Below are 22,724 nucleotides of genomic sequence, written 5' to 3' on the forward strand. Positions count from 1 at the left end.
TTTATTCACCCTCGCTGTCAGAGTTCACGTCGTCGTGCGGTTTGTCTGGGGTGATTTCCGTACGGCGGTTGAGCGCCCGGCCTTCCAGGGTGCTGTTGTCGGCGACAGGGTGTTTCCAGTCAAAACCTTTGGTTCCCATTTTCGCTGGGTTTACACCAAGCTCAATCAACAGGTTATAAACGGCCATGGCGCGTTGGCGTGCCAGGCGTTGGTTTAACCACAAGGGTCCGGTGCTAGACGTATGCCCCTCTATCAAGAGCGTTAAGTCTGGATAGCGATCTAGCTTTTGCACAAAACGCTCAAGCATCTCAACATACATGTCGGAAATATCGGCACTGTTAATCGGGAAAAGCACCGCGCGCGGCATCGGCAAACCAATATCGGCCAGTTGCGCGGCACTCATACGTGTACCGCCTTGCATCACACCTAGGGCAATTTCATCCAGCGCGCCGTCAAGCAAATCGCGGCCTTCATAAATGTTGGCGCGGTTGTCACCACCCAACGATTCACGGGCCGGGAACTGGGTGCTGGTGAGTCCGTCGCCATAGCCGTTACCGGGGTTGGAGCTCAACAGGTTTAACACACCATCGTTAAAAGTGACGGTGTAGTTGTTGCTCGCCAGCGTTGCCACCGGTGTTAAGGTGTACTCGCCGGGAATGGGCAGGGTTAAATCGGTGGTGACAACCAGTGAGTTACCGAATACGTCTTGCTCGGTGTCGCCATTGGTTAAGCCATCGAGGGTGGCCGCAAACTCATCGGGCAGTAAATTCCAATAGGTTTCTAAATCATCCGCCGTCACAGTGAGCGCCGCCGGTGTTACCTGCAAGGTGCCGTTGTTAACAGATAAAGCGTAGTTATCACTCAGTACGTCGCCCGTTACCGTGGGGGTAATGGTGTACAAACCCACATCGCTGCCGTCTTCGCGGGCAAGGCTGATTTCCATCGTCTCATCGAACGCAGGTTCGCCACTTTGACTGTAGGTTAACGTGGGGTCCGCCTCGCCGTAGATTTTTACTAAATCGTCGGCGCTGATCACAATCGGGCGCGGGGTAATTGAGAGCACACCATCGTTTAAGGTCACTGTGTAGTTGTCGCTGGCCAGCGCGCCCGACAACTCACCCATAATGGCGTAGTCGCCCACGTTTTCACCGGCATCGCGGCTCAGCATGCCCTCCAGGGTTTCACCCGGCGCCAATGAGCCTTCGGTGACGGCCCAAGCTAATGTGGGGTCGTCTTCGCCGTATATTTTGGCCAGGTCGGCAATGCTGATGGTGACTTCGCGCGGGGTAATGTTCAGCACACCGTCATCGATGGTGAGGTTGTAGTTGGAGCCGGCCACATCGCCGCTAACATCGGCGTTAATGGCGTAGCTGCCGACGTCTTCGCCTTCATCGCGGCTAAGGGTCACCGACAAGCTATCCCCGTTTACTGCGCTACCGGTGACGCTGTAAGTAAGTTCCGGGTCTAGGTCACCGTAGATTTTGCTCAGGTCGTCCACGCTGATGCTGATGGCCCGCGGGGTAATGGTAAACACCCCTTCGTTTAGGGTTACCGAGTAGTTGGCGGTGGCCAAATCACCGGTGATGTTGCCGTGAATATCGTAGGTGCCCACGTCTTCACCCGGGTCGCGGAACAGTGAACCGGTAAGGGTATCGCCCGCACCCAGTGAGCCGGAAGTAACCCGCCAGCTAAAGCTCGGGTCGGACTCGCCGTATTCTTTGCTCGCATCGTTGATGCTCACGGTAATGCTCACCACCGCGGCATCAATGGTTAACACACCGTCGGTCATCACAATATCGTAACCGGTTTGGCTGGACCACAACTCACTTGGGGTAATGTCGTAGGTGCCGGCGTCTATCGCACCTTGCGAGTCGCCGGCGTATTCCAAATCAGCGCTGTTAATATCGTCCGCGCTGTAAGGCGTGCCGTCTTCGCCAAACACCGAGACAAACTCGGCGTAATCGTTGCCGTAGCGCACACCCGCGCCGGTGGTGGCGTTAATGTCGTGCAGGCCATTGTAGGCCACACCGTCGTACATTTTGTAATCGTCATAGGCAACGACATCGACTTCGGTTAAAAAGGAGCGGAGCAGTGGCGCCGATTGGCCTTCGTAGATGCGCCAAGTGGCGCCGGTGCCGCCCTCGGCATCGATATTTGCACCCCAAGCAGCGAATGAGGCTGGGTCCATAAACTCGGCGGTGGTGAGACCGGTAGCGCCTACGGCATCACCATTGGCTACGCCCACGGCTTCAACGTCGGTGTTCCAGAAATTATCCTGCAAAGTGCCTTGGTTATCATCCACCAACCCGGCGGTACCGCCGGTTGTGCTACCAACGGCGTAAGAGCGGGTAATGGTGCCGGTGGCGGTATTAATACTGACAAGGCCCGCGTTGCTGCCACCCATAGCCACCGTATTCACATTCGCATAGCTATCGGTAATGCTGCCATTGTTGGTCGATACCAGGCCACCGGCACGCATCGTATTGGCCTGTACATCACCACTTATATACACATTCGAGATAGAGCCGCCGGTAAAACCCGCGACCGTGCCAACATCTAGGTCGCCCTCGATATCGACGTCGGTTAAGGCGAGATTACTGATGGTCGAACCACTCTCTGTGTGGCCGAACAAACCGATAAAGGCTCGTTCATTACGATCCATCGCCAAGGCGTTAATGGTGTAGTTATTACCGTCTAAACTGCCCGAAAAGCCAGTGGTTACATCGCCCACAGGTGCAAAACCCCGGCCGCCCCAAACATCGGCGGTACTACCACTGACAACACCGGTCAGGTCGAGATCCGCCATTAAGGTATAGTCGCCTGCTAAGTCGGCGGCCATGCCTTGCAGGTCGTAGAGGTTATGGATTTCACCACCGCCACTCAAAAAAGCGCGCAGCATCGGGCGGGAGCTGCCCTCGGCGATAAACCAGTCAGTGGAGAAATTAAATCCTGTGTAGCTCGCGGCGTTGTATGCATTTTCAGCACCCGACCAATCACCGGTTAAGCCTATACCGCCACCAGAAGATGTTGCCTGGCCTGTGGTAAAGATATCCCAGTAGCTATCTGTCTCAGACCCGGAGCTAGCACCCACTAGACCGCCAACATCCGAATTCCCCGTTACCGCGCCTGTAGCGTAGCTATTGGTTACGCTGAGCCCGTTACTGCCCAGCAGACCGCCAACACTCGAATCCCCCGTCACCGCACCCGTGGCGTAGCTGCTACTGATATCACCTAGATTTCTGCCCACCAAACCGCCCACGCTTTCAACGCCGTCTACTGTCCCCGAAGCATAACTGCTACTGATATCACCTAGGTTTCTGCCCACTAGACCGCCGACGTACCTAGCACCTGACACAGTAACTGTTGCATAGCTGCTACTAATGTCACCAGGGGGGGCTAATCGGCCTACCAGACCACCCACATAATCATTCCCGGTTATAGAGCCCTCAATCAAACCAACATTGGTAATACTGGCCACTCCCGGCCTGCCAAATAACCCTACATAATCTTGGTCAGGGCGATCTATGGTCAGCCCTTCAATCACAAAACCTTGGCCATCCAGACTACCGTTAAAGAAAGCAGTGGAATGGCCCACCGGAGCAAAACCGCGTCCGCCCCAAACATCGGCGTTATCGGTCGAGGACGTGGCGGAGGCGTCAATGTTATTGAGAAGGGTATAACTGGTGGCGGCGCCATCGTTTACGCTGGCGGCCATACCTTGCAGTTGGTAGAGATTGGAGATATTGCCGCCATCTAAAAAGGCGCGCAGCATGGGGCGCGAGCTGCCCTCGGCGATAAACCAGTCGTTGGTAAAATCCAGCTCCTGACCGACTACTTCATAGCTGGCCTGGTTGTAGGCTGAAGTCGCGCCAGACCAATCGCCATCGACCGCCGTTGCATTACCCGTACCGCCGCCTGTGGTATCTGAACCCAAACCACTGGTGAAAGTATCAAAATAACTGCGCTCAATGGTGCCGTTGGTATCGTTTATTCCGATAAAACCGTAGCCGGCCATATTGCCAACATCACCGGATGACCAGGCATCACTCACGCTGCCGTCGTTATAGCCGAGCAAACCGCCGCCGCTATTAGCCCCGGTAACCTGCGCCGTCGAGTACACATTTGAAATGGTGCCAACACTGGCCCCGGCCAAACCACCGGTATACTCCGAGCTATTGACTGCACCTGTTGTGAAGGCATTAGTAATGGTGCCCTCCGTACGACCTGCCAAAATACCGGTTGAGTTACCGCCATCTACATTGGCATTCTCAACACCGAGGGTTGCGACAGAACCCGCCGCCCCGATGTAACCAAACAAGCCTACGTTGTCTTCAGCAGCGCGGCTAATTTCCAGGCCATCAATCAAGTGGCCCGCGCCATCAAAGGTGCCTGTGTATTGGTCGACTGCATCACCAATTGGGTCAAACCCATCACCGCCATTCCAGCCGGATGTGCCCGACGCATCAATGTCATTCACCAATACCGCATCCGCACCCGGCGTGGTATCCAGCCCCTGCAGGCCGAATATATCGGCAATCTGCAAAGCCGCACCGCCCACACTGCCGCCGGTAGCGCGGGTAAAGGTGCCACCGTTAATCACAAAATCATCGGCCATAAAGGTGGGCAGGGTGGCGGCAATTTGCGAGAAGTTACCACTGTTTAAGGTGAAGGTATCAACATTGATGTGGCCTTCGACGCCGGTGGTGATGTTGCCCACAGCATTAAGCGTTAGGCCGCCCGCAGGGGCATGAAGATAGTCGTTAAAGGTGATGCCGCCGTGGGCATCTAAGGTCAGGGTGTTGCCGCTGGCCCAGATAATCGGGTCGACGATGGTGATATTGCCCGCCTGGCCACCGGCATCGGCGGTTTCCAAAATGACATTGCCGCCTGCCAGTGAATTTTGCAGGGCCTGGGTGTGCACATGGCTAACACGGTTGTTGCCGCCCGTTTCGCTGTAGCTGATTTCAAGATTAGTCGGGTCCAGCAACCAGGTGCCGGCATTGCCGGTTGCGCTTGAGGTATCGAGCGTGGCGTTGGCCGCGACCTTCACAATACTGCCGGAGGTTTCAATAAAACCGCCGTTGCCGCTCTCGGGCGCGCTGGCGTCCAGCGTTCCGCCCACGCGAACTGTGCCTCCCGTGCCTTCAGTCATGCCGCCCAGTAACAATATCTTGCCGTCTTGCTCTTGCAGAGTTTGCGCTTCAATCACGCCGGTGTTGTTCACAACCGTCTGTAGTAGCGCGTTACTGGCATGGGCCGTCATCAGTATCTGGCCGCCATTGGCTTGAATCAGGCCGTGGTTTGCCGCCAGCGCGTTTAGTGCTGCTCCGTCGACTTGTACGTTAAGCAAACCATCGCCGGCAAAATCTAACGTGATTTGATTGCCCGCGGCCAGCGTGACGTTGCCCAATTTGGCCTGAATCACACCGTAGTTTGAGACCCGCCCACCTAACAGCGCTACCGCGCCGGCATCCGCTACCGTAATTTCACCAAAGTTTAAAACGGACGCCGGCGAGCCGTTACCGGTAAAGGTTAAATGCTCGTAATTATCGTGGCTGAGGTCGAGAGTGGAGGCGACCAGTGAGCCCACATTGACCTTGGCATCTTGCCCAAAGAGTACACCGTTGGCGTCGAGCACAAACACCCGGCCGTTGGCGTTGAGCTGGCCGTTGATTTGCGTGCCATCGGCACTGAACACTCGGTTAAGAGCAATAGAGGTTTCGTTAGGCTGGAGGAAGTTAACAATTTCATTGACGTCGATATCAAAGTTATCCCAGACAATGGTGGTGTTCTGGGTGTGTTGATTGATATCGGTAGTATTACCGTAGTGGTGAATATTGGCGTCGCCGTCGATCACGATACCGCCATCGGGACCGGCGTGAGCGCCGCTGCTTATGGCTGCAATTGCAAAGGCGAGGGCCAGTCGTTTGCCCTTAATGGGCGATGCGGCGGTGACGGCAGAGTGTTCGTCTTTAGAGCGGGTGCAACTCAATGAAGGGCTCATGGTGATCCTCAATAGTATTCTTCGACTATGGTGTGTCTGTTTGGGCAAACTATAACTGGGTAACTCGCAACACAAGCGTCCAATACATCCAGCAAATGGAAGGCTGTTCTGTAAGCATGGTAACGACGTGTGAATACGTTTTAGCAGACTGCATATTTCCCTTGCAACAAGGGTCACAAGCCGCTCATTTTAAATCAGAGCGGCTGCATATTGATAGAGCAAAAACCGCTCACTTTTGTATAAACCCGTTTATGGCGCGAAGCCGCGGCTAAAAGAGTCAACGGCGTGGTCAATTTTCTGCAAGCGCTCCTTGGTGGACATGGAAGGGTCGGTAAACACTTCCATGGCCCCGCGCCAGAGGGTTCGCTGACTGTAGGGGTGAATAAAACGTAAAACCATGGTGCCGGCATCGTATTCGCCACTATTGTAAAGGGCCGGTGCAATATCAAATCGTTCGACCAACTGCTCTTTGCTCATCAATTCATCGACGATAATCACGGCATCCAGCAGATAATCAGCTGACTGATTTGCCGTCATTATTAGCCCCTGTGCGGCTATATCCGACTCAAGGCGCCGTTTAAGGTGGCTAAGCGTTTGCGGCTTTAGCGTATTCCCCTGCTCGGCAATCACTTCAATCGGCGCGCGCCAGGCTAGCCGATCGCCCACTTGCAGCTTAAAGCCAGGCTCGGCAACACTGATAAAGGAGCTGGTGTAGTTCGGGTGTTGGCGAGGCTCGGTTTGCGTTGTGCACGCCGACGTTAACCAAACCAATAGTGCGATAAAATTTATTCTTAGTACCAGTGCCATTGTCAGTCCCTGCTAGCGTAAGTGATTCTAATGTTATGAATAGGTGAATACTACTGAACCTTGCGAGCCCAAACAAAAAACTCTTGATTGCCGTCACCGCCCGCTATTGAGCTGGCAAAATAATCGTGTACCTGTAGGCCATTGTGCTGGCAGCAGCTTTCAATCGTTCGGCGTACATCTTCGTAGAGTGCAGGGTCGCGAACGATACCGCCCTTGCCAATGCCATCGCGCCCAACCTCAAACTGCGGTTTTACCAAACTTAAAAGATCGCCACCCTCCGCAAGTAATGGCGCCAGCGCCGGTAAAATAAGCGTTTGCGAAATAAACGACACATCCATTACGGCAATATCAAACCCGGCGCGGGTATGGTCTGTGCTCAGGGATGCAGGTAATGAGCGAGCGTTAATCCCCTCGTAAAAAGTGACCCGAGCATCACTTCGAATGGCTTCGGCCAACTGGTCTCGGCCAACATCCACACCAATTACTTGCTTTACCCCGGCTTGCAGTAAACAGTCGGTAAATCCGCCTGTCGACTGACCGACATCCAAAGCTATTTTATCGCCCAGCTTGAAACCGGTGTGACTCAGCGCCCCTTCGAGCTTTAAGCCACCGCGGGATACGTAACGGTCCTCATCAATCGCGCTAACGTGGAGATCGGTTTGTTCACTTACTTTTAGGCTGGGCTTGTTGAGTGTTTTTGCATCCTCACTTGCGACAACGCAGCCGGCTTTAATAAGCTTTTGCGCGTGCGCCCGACTGCGGGCGAGACCGCGCTCTACCAACAGTTGGTCAAGCCTAATCATCGGTTGCAGGTTCTTCAAGATACAAGGCCGCGACCTCAGTGTGTTTAAAGGGCTGAATCATAAAGCCACCGTGACTAAACACTTTAAACTGAATACGTTTGTCATCGACGCTATCAATCGTACCGATAATTTTGCTGCCATCCGTTTGTACCAGCACGATTTTTTCATGTTGGTATTCTTGCCACCGGGCAAGCTCAACTTCCTGGCGATGACTCTTCGGCGCAGTCGAACTCGTTAACGCCGCTTTTTCAGCCTCCATTTGTGCCTGTTTTTCTCGCTCTATGGCCGCTAGCTCACCCTCTGACAAGGCCACCAGATTAACCGGTGTAAAACGACCCTTGTTAACCTGCAATTGAGTATCCAGACGGTAGGCAAGCTGACGTGGGTTCACACTGGACAAGTCGGCGGCTGTTACATTTTGCGACGGGCGCAAACGAACCGTCATACGATTAGGGTTTTGCACGAATTCACGGTACAAACTGACAAGCTCAGCGCCGGGTTTTAACCCGATATCATTCCAGGCCAGGGACCATTGCTCCAAGTGTTGTTCAAGGTAAGTCGCATGCTGGAAATCACCTTGAGCCTGGCAAAATTCTGCGACGCGCGGGAAAAGACCGTAGTCTTGGTAAGTGAGTTCAATGTTCATCAGGCGCATATTCATGAAGGCTTGCGCAATGGCCATGGTATTCATAGAGCTAGTGCCCAGCGCGAATTCCATAGTCACGCTGGATTCGTGTAGATCTTTTGCTGCACTTGAAAACGCCAGAGTGAGAAGCTGACCGCCGCCATGAACAAGATAACTGATATCAGCGTCAAAAACCGGATCTCCATACCCCATATCTAAATAATCAACAGGTGAAAAACCTGTCCGGTTCGGACAACCCGCGACCATCAATTTTCCTATACCCGGCGCGCCAAACGGGTGCATCGCCAATGTATTTTCTTCTGTTACCGGTACTTTCAGGCCTTCGAATTTTAGCGCCAGGCTCTCTGGTAGGGTATCAGGCTGGGTTAGTAACATTACGCCAGATACAAGACCACCGGCATCCAGTGTCGACTTGGCAATGATCAACTTTTGGTTAAGGCCAATCACGTCAAGTCGAATGCCCTCTATAATCAGTTGACCACCGAAGGTTATGACAACATCGTGATACGTTAGCTCTACACCCATTTGGCGTAAAGATTTGGCGGTTTCATCCAGTTGTTTTTCGACTTGTGTTTCGTAGTACCACTTGGCGCCAAAGAGCAATACACCTATCGCTAGTATTGACCCAAGTAAACCCTTTTTCATTTTTCCTCCTTGTCGTTACTCAAACACCGGTTTACTTCTGGTGATTATTCTACGGTGACACTCTTCGCTAAATTTCTCGGCTGATCCACATCGGTCCCTTTAATAATGGCCACATAGTAAGACAGCAGCTGTAAGGGCAGGGTATACACCACAGGTGCCAGCCACGGATCTGTGTGCGGTACATTGATAACCCGTAGGGTATCGTCGGATTCGAAATGCGCATCCACATCCGCAAATACATACAAAAGCCCGCCGCGAGCACGCACCTCTTCCACGTTGGATTTTAATTTTTCTAACAATTCGTTGTTCGGAGCTACCACGACGATTGGCATGTCTTCATCGATAAGCGCTAAGGGGCCATGTTTCAGCTCGCCTGCGGCGTAAGCTTCGGCATGAATATACGATATTTCTTTAAGCTTTAACGCACCCTCCATTGCGATAGGGTATTGGTCACCGCGGCCCAGAAACAGTGTGTGATGTTTATCGGCAAAACCCTGAGCAAGGTTTTCGATATCCCCGGCCAATTGTAAGGTCTCTTCCAGTTTCTCTGGCAATTGTTTTAGAGCTGCTACCAGTTGTTTCAACTGCTCGGGGTTGATGTTGTTATGTTGCGCTAACGACAACACTAAAATTGCCAAACCTACAAGCTGAGTGGTGAAAGCCTTTGTAGAGGCAACGCCGATTTCAACACCGGCCCGGGTCATAAACGCCAGATCCGATTCACGCACCAATGATGATGCACCTACGTTGCATATAGCCAACGTTGCCAGATAGCCCAAATGGCGGGCCATGCGCAATGCAGCCAAGGTATCGGCGGTTTCGCCCGATTGCGAAATGGTAACCAGCAAACTTTTTTCGGGAACCACTGATTTGCGATAGCGGTACTCCGAAGCAATCTCGACACTGCATGCAATGCCGGCTAACGATTCGAGCCAGTATCGAGCAACCATAGCCGAATGATAACTGGTACCGCAGGCGACAATTTGTACATGGCGAACCTGAGCAAATATGGCTGAAGCGTCGGTACCAAAAGCTTGCTCCAGGACGTGATCGTCAGCGAGGCGAGATTCCAGCGCGTTGCGAACCGCTTGCGGCTGATCGTAAATTTCTTTCAGCATAAAATGACGGTAGTTGCCTTTATTGCCGGCATCGTAACTTGCTGTCGATTCTTGTACCGGCCGCTCTACCTGCACGCCATTGGCGTCCTCTATATAGACACTGGTGCGAGTTATTTCGGCAACATCGCCTTCTTCCAAATAGATAAACTGGCGTGTAACTGGAAGCAGTGCCAGTGAGTCGGATGCGATAAAATTTTCGCCAATCCCCAGACCAATCACCAGCGGGCTACCCGAGCGCGCTACCACTAGCTTGTCTGGGCTGTTGCTATCCATAACAACCGCGCCATAGGCACCGCGAAGTAATTTTGCAACAAAACGCACTGATGCCAGTAAATCATTGCGAACTTGTTGCTCTCTGTGAACCAGATGGGCAATGACCTCAGTGTCGGTTTCCGATTGAAACTGATAGCCATCATCTTCGAGCTGCTGACGAAGTTCGGTATGATTTTCGATAATCCCGTTGTGTACCAACGCAATATTATTGCCACTGACATGTGGGTGAGCGTTGCGCTCGCTGGGTTCACCATGAGTGGCCCAGCGTGTGTGTGCAATGCCGACACCACCGAGCAGCGGCTGAGTCATGCAATCTGCTAGAGCCTGAACTTTACCCAGCGCCCGAACTCGCTCAATGGTTTGATCAGAGCCAATAACAGCCATACCGGCAGAGTCATAACCCCGGTATTCCAGTCGCTTCAGCCCTTCCAGAAGTATTTGCGCTACATCGCGCTGGGCGATGGCGCCCACTATTCCACACATAATATTTCCTATCTTTGAGCTCTTTATTGGCAGAGCATCGCCAATATTTCTATTGCGGTTGAGTAAAAAACTCTCCGTGTATTTGCACTTTAACCTTTTCAGCGTCACTACCTAATAGAAGGCTGTCGTATATCGAAACGACTTTATCTTTTGTAGTGGCTTCTATGGCATTAACGAGTTTTTGGCGTGTATCAAACTGATCATTGCCGCGATAAAAATCGTTTAAATACCTGGGGTATTCCTCAGAGAAGTTTCCCGGTGGCTGGTTTATTTGCGCAACCACTGTCGCTCGCAGTGTGTCAAAAATACTTTCATCTAAGGCACCGATTTCTGAGCGGTAATTCTCAATGAACCCATTAAAACGTTGCTGTAATTTTTTCAACGGGGTATTTTTTGTTTGGGCATACACGATAAAACCCCAATTATTGCCGATTCGATCAATATTGGAGCCTACAATGTAACCCACTTGCTCTTCTGTCCTGAGTTTATTGTAGAAAGCTTGGTTAAACACAGAATTGAGCAAGAGTAATTCCGCCCCTGTATTGAGCTCATCCACCGGCGAGTAGTAGGCATTGAGTAGGGCGTTATCGGTGTGCTGAGTTTTACCCTCGAAAGCGATTTCAGTGTCGGACTCAACCGGCTTGTATTGGCTTAGGTAACGGTCGCGCTTCTGCCAATCTTCTGGCATCAACTGTTCCGTTGTTTCTACCAGAGCCTTCACCTTACTCCTGTTGTAGTTTCCAAAAGCGTAAATACGTACCCGGTTTTCACGCAGTAGGCGTCCGTGATACTGCTGGAGGTCTTGCGCGGTAATGGACTCTGCCGCCGCCTTAAGTTGTTGATCGGTCCAACCGTGTAGCGACATGAGGCGACTTAGTTCAGTGAACGCCTGTCGGTTAGGGTCGTCTTTCTCGCGCCCGGCAAGCCAATCGCTAAAGCCTTCCAAGGCAATTGCAAACATCTGTTGGTCGATCTCTAACTCGAGCCAACGCGTTAATATGCGCCGATAGAGCAGGGGATGTTTTTCACTGTAACCTGACAGCGTAAGTGCATGATTATTACGCGGCCGCTCTATGCCCATACCAATACCGGCACGCCCTGCCTTATCTCGCAACGCTGTTGTTTTTAGTGCAAACACTCTGTTAATCAAGTCACTCATTACCGAATTTTCTGGACTAGAAACCGGTAGCTTGGAGTTGAACATTACCTGAACATAGCCGTATTCAGATTGATGGTATTGACTGTGGGCGAGCCAGGCTTCAATACCCGGGCTCTGGCTCACTAATGTCGGAGTTGTAAGCGTATTGTCATAAATAACGGCTTCACCCGAGCTAAAAAGGTCGTTTTCTTCTGGTAGAGCGAGCTCCGATCGCTCGGCTATTTGTTGCCAGTTGTTTAGTTCATCGGCTGTGAAAGGCTGGACTGCGTATCCCCCTTCGTAGTAGGGGATATCCGTATCGGCCAAATCGTTATCGCGAATATGCCAAATGCGTGCGTACTGTGGGCGCAACTGATCGAGTACTGAATTAATAGCTTGTGGATCAAACGCAGAATATACGTAATATGCATTAATTAGGTTAGTAACCGGTAGGTCAAACATTGCGCTAGAAAATTGCACCGCCTGATTAAGCGCCTGTGGTACTTGTAAATCGGCAAACTGTTTTTCCAGCATGGCCCGATACTCACGATAGTAGGTTTTGTCCACACCGCTTTGTTTGATTTTTTCTATGTAGGCAAACACAGTGGCTATAATTTCATCTTCGTAGGCCACCCCTGCTTCGGTTAAACTGACATTAACCGTAAAGATTCCGTCATTGCCATAGTAATTCGGACTTACGCTAGCGGTAAAATTGTCTACCCAGCCCTTTGCTCGCAGTAGCTGTGCCGCAGTACCTGGCTCTTCCGAACTTAACAAGTTTGCGATAAACCGATTTGGTTTTACCTGCCACTGATCTGAATTGTCTTTTATAGAAAACTCAATCACCAATTCCCGCATCGGTTTTTGCGGCTGATAGTATATATGTTGCCCCATTTGATTTTTGCTAAGCCCTTTCTCGCGTATTTCGGGCAACTCAATATTCTTGTTCGCTATTGAACTGAAATAGGTATTGGCTCGCTGTTGTAATTCCGGTAAAGACGACTTGCCAAATAACACCAGCTTCATGTTATTCGCTGAGTAGTAGCGATCGTAAAAATCCAGCATCGCCTGATATACGTCTACATCGGTAGCTTCCAGTGTCTCCAGATTGCCAACGGACATGCGTGCGGCCGGATGTTGCGGGTTCGCAGTGACACCGCGCAAGCGATTGATGATTCTAGGGTCTTGTGTTCTGCCCATAGACCATTCGCTGTCTACTGCATGCTTCTCTTTGTCACTATAGGCTTTGTCGAAAGTGGGCGATTTAAAGTAATCACTGAAGCGATCTAGCGCTTCATCGATAGCGCCATCACCAATTTGGAAAAAGTAGTTGGTATGATCCGTGGCCGTGTAGGCATTGCTAAACCCGGCATTTTGCTGCACATACGTTTGGAAACCATTCGCTTCTGGGTATTTTTCTGTACCTAGAAACAACATATGCTCCAAGTAATGGGCAAGACCCGGAATGGTCTCTGGATTTTGGTAGCTACCAACGCCGACACTGAGTGATGCACCAGCCACTTCGGAGGTTGGATCTGATATCAACACAACCTGCAATCCATTATCTAACCAAAACGACTGATACTCACGCTGGTCTTTCGGGCTTTTAACAAGATTTATCGTCTTATCATCGGAACTTGATTCATGGGTTGAGCATGAGCCCAACAGGCATGCACTGGACAAAGCGATAGCGAGTGTCAGCATCAATTTCATTTTTCCACCTATTCCATTTAGTAGTAAAGATAGAGAAGATAACCGCCCAGTAACAACCGGTACCAAACAAAGGGCTGCAGCCCGTATTTTCTAATTAGTCCCAAAAACCAATGTATACAGGCATAGGCACTCAAAGCCGACAAAAGAGTACCCACAGCCATCGGTAAAAAGACTATTTCACTTTGTGCTTCGCCTAACTGCACTGTTTGCAAAAGGGCAGCCAGTGCAATGACAGGGATACTCAGTAAGAAGGAAAATTTTGCACTCGCTTCGCGTGTTAAGCCCGTCAGCAAACCGGCTGTCATGGTAATACCAGAGCGTGATGTGCCTGGTATAAGCGCCAGCACTTGCGAGAGGGCTATAATAACCACTTGCCGATTGGTTATTTGGTATTCACCGTTACGAACCGGCGGCTCTGCTTTTTTACTAGCGCGCGTATAGCGCCAATCGGCCCAACCTAACAGCAAGCCGAAAATAATCAGGCTGTAAGCCATGTAGACGCCAGAGCGCATATGTTCTTCGATAAACGACTTGGTTAAAATTCCCACCAGCCCCACAGGTAGCGTCGATAGAACAATCGCCCAAGCCAGCTTTGATTCTGCCGATTGACGCCCGCGAAAACTTCCACACCAAGCGATAAATAGTTGGTAAAGATCTCGCCTAAAATAGACGATGACAGCCAGTAAACTACCAAAGTGAAGCGCAATATCAAAAGCCAAGCCTTGATCTTGCCAATGTGTGAAAACTGGCACTAGTAGTAAGTGAGCGCTGCTGGAAATCGGCAAAAACTCTGTTAATCCCTGAATTAGGGAGAGGACTAGTACTTCAAGCCATTGCACTGTGATTCTCTTTTACTTTTTGACCGGTTTTTGCCAACCGGAGATATTGCGCTGCCTGGCACGAGCGATTGCCAGATTATTGGATTCGGTATTTTTGGTAATCGTACTGCCTGCTCCGATACTGGTGTCATCAGCTAATGAAACGGGTGCGACCAATGCGGTATTGGAGCCGACAAAACAATCATTGCCAATGGTTGTTTTAAATTTGTTTACGCCATCGTAGTTACAGGTAATAGTGCCAGCGCCGATATTAACGCCAGAACCCATATCGCAATCGCCTATATAACTGAGGTGATTGACTTTACTGCCCTGGCCTATCACTGACTTCTTAACTTCAACGAAGTTTCCGACTTTTGCCGAATGTTGTAAAACGCTACCGGGGCGCAATCGAGCGTAAGGGCCTACGCTGCAATGTGGGCCAACCCGGCTGCCATCGACCATACTGTTGGCTTCAATTCGGGTTCCCGCGGCAATCACTGAATCTTTGATAACGCAGTTGGGGCCAATACTGACGCCGTCACCAAGCTCAACCACTCCTTCGATAACAACGTTGATGTCGATACAGACATCCACGCCAAACGCCAGTTGCCCGCGACAGTCAAAGCGGACGGGATCCAGTAACATTAACCCTTGCTGCATGTATAGATTGGCTTGGTTTAGCTGGAACTGACGCTCAAGTGCGGCTTGCTGATGGCGATTATTGACGCCATCGACTTCCCACTGAGCCTGTGGCTGGCAATGTTCTATCGCTAAGCCATCAGCGCGTGCCATGGCGACAATATCGGTCAGATAGTATTCTTGCTGAGCGTTATCATTAGAAAGTTTGGGCATCCATTCGCGCAGTTTGGCTGTGGGCACCGCCATGATGCCAGTATTAATTTCGCGAATCTGCTTTTGCGCCTGCGAAGCGTCTTTTTCTTCGACAATAGCGACAATACTATTGTCCTGCGTATCGCGCACGATACGACCGTAACCGGAAGGGTCAGACAAATTTACGGTCAGCAGTGCCAATTTTGCGCTATTGCACTTCTCTACTAAAGCTTTGAGAGTCTCTGGCTGGATAAGCGGTACGTCGCCGTAAAGAATAAGCGTGGTCTGTAAATCGGTAAGGTAGGGCAGAGCCTGCCGTACGGCATGGCCTGTGCCTAATTGCTCGGTTTGTTCAGCCCAATGTACTGATTTATCAGCAAAATAGTCTTGTACTTCGTTTGCGCCGTGGCCAACGACGATAACCGGCGCTTGTTTTTCGCCCAGCAAAGCGCAAGCGGCGTTATGTACATGAGCGACCATTGGCAGACCTGAAATGGTTTGCAACACCTTGGGCTTGGCAGAGCGCATGCGCGTACCTTTGCCTGCTGCCAAAATCACAATATCCAGCACTGATTTACTCCATTAACCGTGTAACCTAGCCTATTGCTATGATACCAAGATCTCGGCTCAACCGCTTAGGTTCACAGCTTGCAAGCAAACAAAAAAGGGCAGCCCCTAGGCTACCCTTTTTGAAGCAATACGAATACTGCTGCATTTAGATCGTTAATTACTTGCGGGTTTTGCGTCGAACCGCTTGTAGAGCACGTAACTGAGCGGAAGCTTCGGCCAATTGAATGGCAGCTTTTGAATAATCCAATTCACCGGAGTTATTCAACAACTTGGCCGCCGCTTGTTTCTTGGCATTTTCAGCGGCCGCTTCATCCATATCGCCGGCGCGTAAAGCGGTATCGGCCAAAATGGAAACATGGTTGGGCTGAACTTCAAGGTATCCGCCGGATACATAGAAGACTTCTTCTTCCCCGCCTTGTTTTTTGACGCGTACCGGACCAGGCTCTAAACCGGTCAGTAATGGGGCGTGACCATAGGTTACACCCAGGTCACCCAGGCTACCGGTTGCCACAACCATCTCTACCAATCCGGAAAAGATTTCTGTTTCTGCGCTAACGATATCGCAATGGACAGTCATTGCCATAATCTGCCTCTCAAGCTTTTAGGGAGCGGCTTGCGCCGCGCCCAATTACTTCATTTTCTCGGCTTTCTCGACAGCTTCGTCGATAGTACCAACCATGTAGAACGCTTGCTCTGGCAAGTGATCGTAATCACCAGCCAAAATGCCCTGGAAGCCACGGATGGTTTCTTTCAGGGATACGTATTTACCAGGTGCACCGGTGAATACTTCCGCAACGTGGAAAGGCTGAGACAAGAAACGCTCAATTTTACGGGCACGGGCTACAGTCTGCTTATCTTCTTCAGACAGCTCGTCCATACCCAAAATTGCGATGATGTCTTTCAGCTCTTTGTACCGTTGCAGCACCATTTGAACACCGCGCGCTATGTCGTAGTGCTCTTGACCGATAATTAACGGGTCAAGCTGACGCGAGGTTGAATCCAGCGGGTCGATAGCAGGATAAATACCTTTAGAGGCAATATCACGACTCAGAGTTACGGTTGAGTCCAAGTGAGCAAAGGTGGTAGCTGGCGATGGATCGGTCAAGTCATCCGCAGGAACGTAAACGGCCTGAATAGAAGTAATTGAACCGGTTTTGGTAGAGGTAATACGCTCTTGTAGTACACCCATCTCTTCAGCCAGTGTTGGCTGATAACCTACCGCCGATGGCATACGACCCAACAGAGCCGATACTTCGGTACCCGCGAGGGTATAACGGTAAATATTATCGACGAAGAAGAGTACGTCTTTACCTTCATCACGGAATTTCTCAGCCATTGTCAGACCAGTCAGTGCTACGCGCAAACGGTTACCCGGTGGCTCGTTCATCTGGCCGTATACCATGGCAACTTTGTCCAGTACGTTGGACTCTTTCATCTCGTAGTAGAAGTCGTTACCTTCACGAGTACGCTCACCAACACCGGCGAATACAGACAGACCACTGTGTTCTTTGGCGATGTTGTTGATCAGCTCCATCATGTTTACGGTTTTACCAACACCGGCACCCCCGAACAGACCAACTTTACCACCCTTGGCGAAAGGACATACCAGGTCGATAACTTTGATACCGGTTTCCAGCAACTCCTCGGAAGCGGCCAGCTCTTCATAAGCTGGAGCTTTGCGGTGAATTTTCATGCGATCTTTTTCGCCAATCGGGCCGGCTTCGTCGATGGGGTTACCCAACACGTCCATAATACGACCCAAAGTTTCAGCACCCACGGGTACTTTAATCGCTTCTTTAGTGTTATCTACACTCAAGCCGCGACGTAAACCTTCAGACGAGCCCAGTGCAATAGTGCGTACCACGCCATCGCCCAATTGCTGCTGCACTTCCAAGGTCAAGTTTTTCTCGGTGATGGTCAGTGCGTCATATACCTGAGGCACTGCATCACGTGGGAATTCCACGTCGATCACGGCACCGATGATCTGTACGATACGTCCGCTACTCATTTCCGGTTCCTCTTTATTTCAGGCTACAACCTGAAGGTTTAAGCTAATTTCTTAACGATAACGATGCGCGATTTATGAAATCGCCGCTGCACCGCCCACGATTTCTGACAATTCCTGAGTAATCGCCGCCTGACGAGCCTTGTTGTAGACAAGCTGCAGACCATCGATAAGGTCACCGGCGTTGTCGGTGGCGCTTTTCATAGCAATCATACGAGCGGCTTGTTCACAAGCGCCGTTTTCTACAACAGCTTGATAAACTTGCGACTCAATGTAGCGTGTCAGCAGGCCTTCCAGCAGTTGCTCTGCATCTGGCTCATACAGGTAATCCCAGTGATGTTGCAGCTGCTCGTCTTCTTTTGGTTCAAGTGGCAACAACTGAGCGACTTCAGGACTTTGTGTCATGGTGTTCACGAATTCATTGCTCACCAGGTACAGTTTGTCGATATTGCCTTCTGAGTAGGCGTCCAACATAACCTTGACTGAACCAATCAAATCCGCAACGGTTGGTGCTTCACCAATATCGCGTGTGCTTGCCAACACACTACCGCCAAAGCGATTAAAAAACGCCTGTGATTTCGCACCGATCAAACACAGATCAACACCAACTTGCTGCTCAGAGTAGCTTTTCATTTTCTTCAAAGCCGCTTTGAACAAGTTGACATTCAAGCCACCACACAAACCACGGTCGGTGGAAACAATAATGAAGCCAACGCGTTTTACTTCACGTTGCTGCATAAAGCTGTGTTTGTATTCGGGGTTGGCGTTAGCCAGATGTCCGATCACTGAACGCATACGGTTAGCGTAAGGCTTACCTTTTTGCATACGTTCCTGAGCTTTACGCATTTTACTGGCAGCGACCATTTCCATCGCGCTAGTAATTTTCTGCGTGCTCTTAATGCTCGAAATCTGTGTGCGTATTTCTTTTGCGCCTGCCATTAATCCGGCCCTCGAGATTTCTTAACCGTGGTGCGCTACGCGCACCACCGACTTACCAAGTTTGGCTAGATTTGAACTTCTCAACCAAGGCTTTAAATTGCTCTTCCAAATCGCCGTTCCAATCACCGGTGTCATTGATTTGCTTCATCAACGCTCCGTTTTCGGATTCAGCGTAGGACAGAAGGGCTGCTTCAAAAGCCAAAATCTTATTGGTTTCGATATCCTTCAGGTAACCTTCGTTGGCGCAGTACAGTACCAAGCCCATTTGCGCAATGCTCATAGGAGAGTATTGTTTTTGCTTCATCAACTCGGTAACACGTTCACCGTGATCCAGCTGAGCTTTAGTGGCGTCGTCCAGATCAGAAGCAAACTGAGCAAAGGCCGCCAATTCGCGGTACTGTGCCAGTGCGGTACGAATACCACCAGAAAGCTTTTTGATGATCTTGCTTTGCGCTGAACCACCCACACGGGATACCGAAATACCGGCGTTCATCGCGGGGCGAATACCTGAGTTAAACATATCCGCTTCGAGGAAGATCTGACCATCGGTAATCGAAATTACGTTGGTCGGTACGAATGCAGAAACATCACCACCTTGGGTTTCAATAATTGGCAATGCGGTCAAAGAACCGGTTTTGCCTTTTACTTCACCGTTGGTTTGTTTTTCTACGTACTCAGCGTTTACGCGAGCGGCACGCTCGAGCAGGCGCGAGTGCAAGTAGAAAACATCCCCAGGGTAAGCTTCACGACCCGGTGGGCGACGCAGAAGCAGAGAAATCTGACGGTAAGCCCAAGCTTGCTTGGTCAAATCATCGTAAATAATCAGGGCATCTTCACCGCGGTCACGGTAGTACTCACCGATGGTACAACCGGCGAATGCAGCCAGGTACTGCATAGACGCAGGGTCTGATGCGGTAGCGGCAACCACTACGGTGTGCTCCATAGCGCCGTGCTCTTCGAGCTTGCGCACTACGCTGGCAATCGACGAGGCTTTTTGACCGATCGCTACATAAACACATTTAATGCCAGAGTCTTTCTGGTTGATAATGGCATCAACGGCGATGGCTGATTTACCAATCTGACGGTCACCAATAATCAGCTCGCGCTGACCACGACCGATTGGCACCATTGAATCAACGGCCTTCAAACCAATTTGTACTGGCTCATCAACCGACTGGCGCCAAATTACGCCTGGCGCAACTTTTTCAATGGCGTCGGTTTGTTTGGCGTCAATTGGGCCTTTACCGTCGATTGGATTACCCAGGGCGTCGACCACGCGGCCTTCCAACTCAGGGCCAACCGGAACTTCCAAAATTCGGCCAGTACATTTACAGGTTTGACCTTCAGCAATGCCGAAGTAGTCACCCAGAATTACGGCACCTACGGAGTCTTGCTCGAGGTTCAGTGCCATACCAAAAATGCCACCTTCAAACTCGATCATTTCACCGTACATCACATCCATCAAACCGTGGATGCGTACAATACCGTCTGATACAGAGACAACCGTACCTTCGTTACGGGCCTCAGAAGACACATCGAGGTTTTCGATGCGCTGTTTGATAATTTCGCTAATCTCGGATGGATTCAGCTGCTGCATGCTTTTTTCCTCAATCCTACGAATTGATTGCTTTTGCGAGTTTTTCTAACCGACCGCGCATGGAGCCGTCGATCACCAAGTCACCAGCTTTAATGACCGCACCGGCCAGCAGTTGCTGATCGATAGCTGCGGACACTTTTACCTTGCGCTCAAGTTTGGCACTGAGCGCGTCGGCCAGTTTTTGCTGGCTGGCATCGTCTAGTTCATATGCTGTAGTCAACTCAACGTTAACGGCTTGCTCTTGGGCGGATTTCAGCGCATCGAAAAGGGTGAATACCTCAGGCAACAACGCCAAACGCTTATTGTCCGCCAAAAGCTGGACAAAGTTTTTGACCTTTTCGCTCAACTCTTCACCGCAAACTTCAATCAGAGCGGTGGCCTGATCAGCGGGAGTTACGCCTGGCGAAGCCACTATCTCTTTCGCCTTGCCATACTCACTCACCAGAGCCAGTGTTTCCAGTTGCGTTGCCCAACTCGCAAGATCGCTATGGTCGCGCGCGTATGCAAACGCCGCTTTGGCATAGGGTCTTGCGAGGGTAGTCAATTCAGCCACAATTCACCTCGCTTATAAACTGGCAGCCAGTTTGTCGATCATGTCTTTGTGAGCCGCTTGATCGACAGAAGACTCGAGTACTTTCTCGGCACCGGCAAAAGCCAGAACAGAAACTTGTGAACGCAGTTGTTCTTTCGCGCGATTCACTTCCTGCTCAACCTCAGCTTGCGCGGCCGCTTTGATACGGTCGCCTTCAGTACGAGCTTGCTCTTTCGCTTCATCAACGATTTGTGCAGCACGCTTATTTGCCGACTCGATAATGCCAGCCGCCTCAGCCTTTGCTTCACGCAAAGTTTTGGTGGCCTTCTCTTGCGCCAGCTCTAGATCTTTACCAGCACGATCTGCTGCAGCTAAACCGTCAGCGATCTTCTTCTGACGTTCTGCCAGTGCCGCGGTCAGATGTGGCCAGATGAACTTCATGCATATAAACACAAAGACAATAAAGGCCAGCGACTGTCCGATAAGGGTTAAATTAAGGTTCACGCCATCACCTCGGTTATGGGAAGTTTCTGTGCGTCGTCACTAAGGCAGAGCCTTATTAAGACATCGCCGGTACGTTCACAAACAGGATAACCATAGCGATACCCACACCAATCATTGGTACGGCGTCAAGCAGACCAGCGATCAAGAACATTTTGCCTTGCAGCATTGGAGCCAATTCTGGCTGACGGGCAGAACCTTCCAACAGTTTGCCACCTAGAATGGCGAAACCAATAGCGGTACCCAGAGCGCCCAGACCAATCAACAGTGCAACAGCAATCAGTGCTAAACCCATGGTAAATCTCCTCGATTTAAGTATGTAAAAAGTAAAGTGAAAATTGTTTCAAGAATCAGTGGTTAAACTGATCTTCATCATCCTCATGGAACGCCATCGACATATAAACGATGGTGAGTACCATAAATACCAGTGCTTGCAGGTAAATAACCAAGATGTGGAGGATCGCCCACAACTGATGCAGAACACCTGCGAACAAACCAAAAAACAGACCGGCGCTAAACATTGCAGCAATCAGAATAAAGATCACTTCACCGGCATAGAGGTTACCGAACAGACGCAAACCCAGTGATATAGGTTTGGCGACAAGCCCAATGGTTTCAAGTATGAAGTTAAAGGTAATCAGCAGTGGCGCAAAAATAAGTCCCACACCTTTAAAGCTTGGGTGGAAGGGGTGAAAAGTCAGCTCTTTAATAAAGCCAATCAAACCCTTTTGCTTAACACTGAAGAAAATAATCAGTAAGAAAACCGTAAAACCCATACCGAGAGTAACGTTAGGATCCGTCGTCGGTACGACTTTGAAGTAAAAGTGCGGGTCGCCGGTAACCAGTACCGCCAATTGTGGAATCCAGTCTACGGGCACCAGATCCATTAAGTTCATTAAGAATACCCAGGCAAAAATGGTCAATGCCAAGGGAGCCACGTAACGGCTCTTGTACTGAAACGCATCTTTTACCGTATTGTCGATAAACTCAATCATGAACTCAATGAAATTGAGCATGCCACTCGGCACTCCAGAATGAGCCCTCTTAGCGCCCCAGCGGAACAAAAGCAGGAAAATAGCCCCCAATCCCAGAGACCAAAGCATAGAATCCACATGAATGGCATTAAAGCCCATGGCTGCCATTTCTTCTGCACAATGCGCCGTAGTCCAACCCGTCGTTTCTTGAACACTGGTACCGTCGCAATAAGTACCAGCCGGCAGCTTGCCGTAGGTCCAGTTGGTCAAGTGGTGCTGGATATAACCGGTCGTAGTAAGTGAGCTACCGTCCGCTGCCATCTGTAA

General features: G+C 50.6%; 16 protein-coding genes. All 16 read right to left on the minus strand.

Annotation, left to right across the window (positions count from 1 at the left end):
- Position 1: 1 nt before the first annotated feature.
- Entirely contained in the window at positions 2 to 6,004 is a 6,003-nt protein-coding gene (locus tag QWI17_RS17570; RefSeq protein ID WP_302723828.1) for an MBG domain-containing protein, read from the minus strand.
- A 249-nt stretch (positions 6,005 to 6,253) separates the two neighbouring features.
- Positions 6,254 to 6,811 (minus strand): DUF4136 domain-containing protein, encoded by a 558-nt coding sequence (locus tag QWI17_RS17575; RefSeq protein WP_302723829.1) that lies wholly within the window; start codon positions 6,809 to 6,811, stop codon positions 6,254 to 6,256.
- A gap of 50 nt (positions 6,812 to 6,861) precedes the next feature.
- A complete protein-coding gene (locus tag QWI17_RS17580) occupies positions 6,862 to 7,614 on the minus strand; it encodes a TlyA family RNA methyltransferase (RefSeq protein ID WP_302723830.1) in 753 nt (250 codons plus the stop codon).
- The gene (locus QWI17_RS17585) at positions 7,607 to 8,905 is read right to left on the minus strand and encodes an aq_1923 C-terminal domain (protein ID WP_302723831.1); all 1,299 of its coding nucleotides are present in this window, start codon (positions 8,903 to 8,905) and stop codon (positions 7,607 to 7,609) included. The genes QWI17_RS17580 and QWI17_RS17585 overlap by 8 nt, the downstream gene beginning before the upstream one ends.
- 44 nt (positions 8,906 to 8,949) lie before the next feature.
- The gene (gene glmS, locus QWI17_RS17590) at positions 8,950 to 10,779 is read right to left on the minus strand and encodes a glutamine--fructose-6-phosphate transaminase (isomerizing) (RefSeq protein ID WP_302723832.1); all 1,830 of its coding nucleotides are present in this window, start codon (positions 10,777 to 10,779) and stop codon (positions 8,950 to 8,952) included.
- Between the two features lie 49 nt (positions 10,780 to 10,828).
- On the minus strand, positions 10,829 to 13,630 hold the full coding sequence (locus tag QWI17_RS17595; RefSeq protein ID WP_302723833.1) for an insulinase family protein: 2,802 nt from the start codon (positions 13,628 to 13,630) through the stop codon (positions 10,829 to 10,831).
- A gap of 17 nt (positions 13,631 to 13,647) precedes the next feature.
- A complete protein-coding gene (locus QWI17_RS17600; RefSeq protein ID WP_302723834.1) occupies positions 13,648 to 14,469 on the minus strand; it encodes an undecaprenyl-diphosphate phosphatase in 822 nt (273 codons plus the stop codon).
- 12 nt (positions 14,470 to 14,481) lie between these two features.
- On the minus strand, positions 14,482 to 15,849 hold the full coding sequence (gene glmU / locus QWI17_RS17605; RefSeq protein ID WP_302723835.1) for a bifunctional UDP-N-acetylglucosamine diphosphorylase/glucosamine-1-phosphate N-acetyltransferase GlmU: 1,368 nt from the start codon (positions 15,847 to 15,849) through the stop codon (positions 14,482 to 14,484).
- A 157-nt stretch (positions 15,850 to 16,006) separates the two neighbouring features.
- Positions 16,007 to 16,432 carry a F0F1 ATP synthase subunit epsilon gene (locus QWI17_RS17610; RefSeq protein WP_302723836.1) on the minus strand — a complete coding sequence of 142 codons (426 nt, stop codon included), beginning with the start codon at positions 16,430 to 16,432 and terminating at the stop codon, positions 16,007 to 16,009.
- Positions 16,433 to 16,477: 45 nt separating this feature from the next.
- Complete coding sequence (atpD, locus tag QWI17_RS17615; protein WP_302723837.1) at positions 16,478 to 17,857, minus strand: F0F1 ATP synthase subunit beta; 1,380 nt, start codon at positions 17,855 to 17,857, stop codon at positions 16,478 to 16,480.
- Between the two features lie 72 nt (positions 17,858 to 17,929).
- Positions 17,930 to 18,793: a F0F1 ATP synthase subunit gamma gene (atpG, locus tag QWI17_RS17620; RefSeq protein ID WP_302723838.1), complete on the minus strand. Its 864-nt coding sequence runs from the start codon at positions 18,791 to 18,793 to the stop codon at positions 17,930 to 17,932.
- Between the two features lie 52 nt (positions 18,794 to 18,845).
- The gene (gene atpA / locus QWI17_RS17625) at positions 18,846 to 20,390 is read right to left on the minus strand and encodes a F0F1 ATP synthase subunit alpha (RefSeq protein WP_302723839.1); all 1,545 of its coding nucleotides are present in this window, start codon (positions 20,388 to 20,390) and stop codon (positions 18,846 to 18,848) included.
- 16 nt (positions 20,391 to 20,406) lie between these two features.
- The gene (locus tag QWI17_RS17630; protein WP_302723840.1) at positions 20,407 to 20,943 is read right to left on the minus strand and encodes a F0F1 ATP synthase subunit delta; all 537 of its coding nucleotides are present in this window, start codon (positions 20,941 to 20,943) and stop codon (positions 20,407 to 20,409) included.
- Between the two features lie 12 nt (positions 20,944 to 20,955).
- The gene (locus QWI17_RS17635; RefSeq protein WP_302723841.1) at positions 20,956 to 21,426 is read right to left on the minus strand and encodes a F0F1 ATP synthase subunit B; all 471 of its coding nucleotides are present in this window, start codon (positions 21,424 to 21,426) and stop codon (positions 20,956 to 20,958) included.
- A gap of 55 nt (positions 21,427 to 21,481) precedes the next feature.
- Positions 21,482 to 21,718, minus strand: coding sequence for a F0F1 ATP synthase subunit C (gene atpE, locus QWI17_RS17640; RefSeq protein ID WP_302723842.1), 237 nt, complete (start codon positions 21,716 to 21,718; stop codon positions 21,482 to 21,484).
- A 55-nt stretch (positions 21,719 to 21,773) separates the two neighbouring features.
- A complete protein-coding gene (gene atpB / locus QWI17_RS17645) occupies positions 21,774 to 22,718 on the minus strand; it encodes a F0F1 ATP synthase subunit A (protein ID WP_302723843.1) in 945 nt (314 codons plus the stop codon).
- Positions 22,719 to 22,724: the final 6 nt, after the last annotated feature.

Origin of the sequence: Gilvimarinus gilvus (genome assembly GCF_030518155.1) — a bacterium.
Lineage (GTDB): Bacteria > Pseudomonadota > Gammaproteobacteria > Pseudomonadales > Cellvibrionaceae > Gilvimarinus > Gilvimarinus gilvus.

Excerpts from the sequence above, each read along its gene's own strand:
- QWI17_RS17570 (WP_302723828.1), bottom strand. The coding sequence starts at position 6,004 with ATGAGCCCTTCATTGAGTTGCACCCGCTCTAAAGACGAACACTCTGCC.
- QWI17_RS17575 (WP_302723829.1), bottom strand. The coding sequence starts at position 6,811 with ATGGCACTGGTACTAAGAATAAATTTTATCGCACTATTGGTTTGGTTA.
- QWI17_RS17580 (WP_302723830.1), bottom strand. The coding sequence starts at position 7,614 with ATGATTAGGCTTGACCAACTGTTGGTAGAGCGCGGTCTCGCCCGCAGT.
- QWI17_RS17585 (WP_302723831.1), bottom strand. The coding sequence starts at position 8,905 with ATGAAAAAGGGTTTACTTGGGTCAATACTAGCGATAGGTGTATTGCTC.
- glmS (WP_302723832.1), bottom strand. The coding sequence starts at position 10,779 with ATGTGTGGAATAGTGGGCGCCATCGCCCAGCGCGATGTAGCGCAAATA.
- QWI17_RS17595 (WP_302723833.1), bottom strand. The coding sequence starts at position 13,630 with ATGAAATTGATGCTGACACTCGCTATCGCTTTGTCCAGTGCATGCCTG.
- QWI17_RS17610 (WP_302723836.1), bottom strand. The coding sequence starts at position 16,432 with ATGGCAATGACTGTCCATTGCGATATCGTTAGCGCAGAAACAGAAATC.
- atpD (WP_302723837.1), bottom strand. The coding sequence starts at position 17,857 with ATGAGTAGCGGACGTATCGTACAGATCATCGGTGCCGTGATCGACGTG.
- atpG (WP_302723838.1), bottom strand. The coding sequence starts at position 18,793 with ATGGCAGGCGCAAAAGAAATACGCACACAGATTTCGAGCATTAAGAGC.
- atpA (WP_302723839.1), bottom strand. The coding sequence starts at position 20,390 with ATGCAGCAGCTGAATCCATCCGAGATTAGCGAAATTATCAAACAGCGC.
- atpE (WP_302723842.1), bottom strand. The coding sequence starts at position 21,718 with ATGGGTTTAGCACTGATTGCTGTTGCACTGTTGATTGGTCTGGGCGCT.
- atpB (WP_302723843.1), bottom strand. The coding sequence starts at position 22,718 with ATGGCAGCGGACGGTAGCTCACTTACTACGACCGGTTATATCCAGCAC.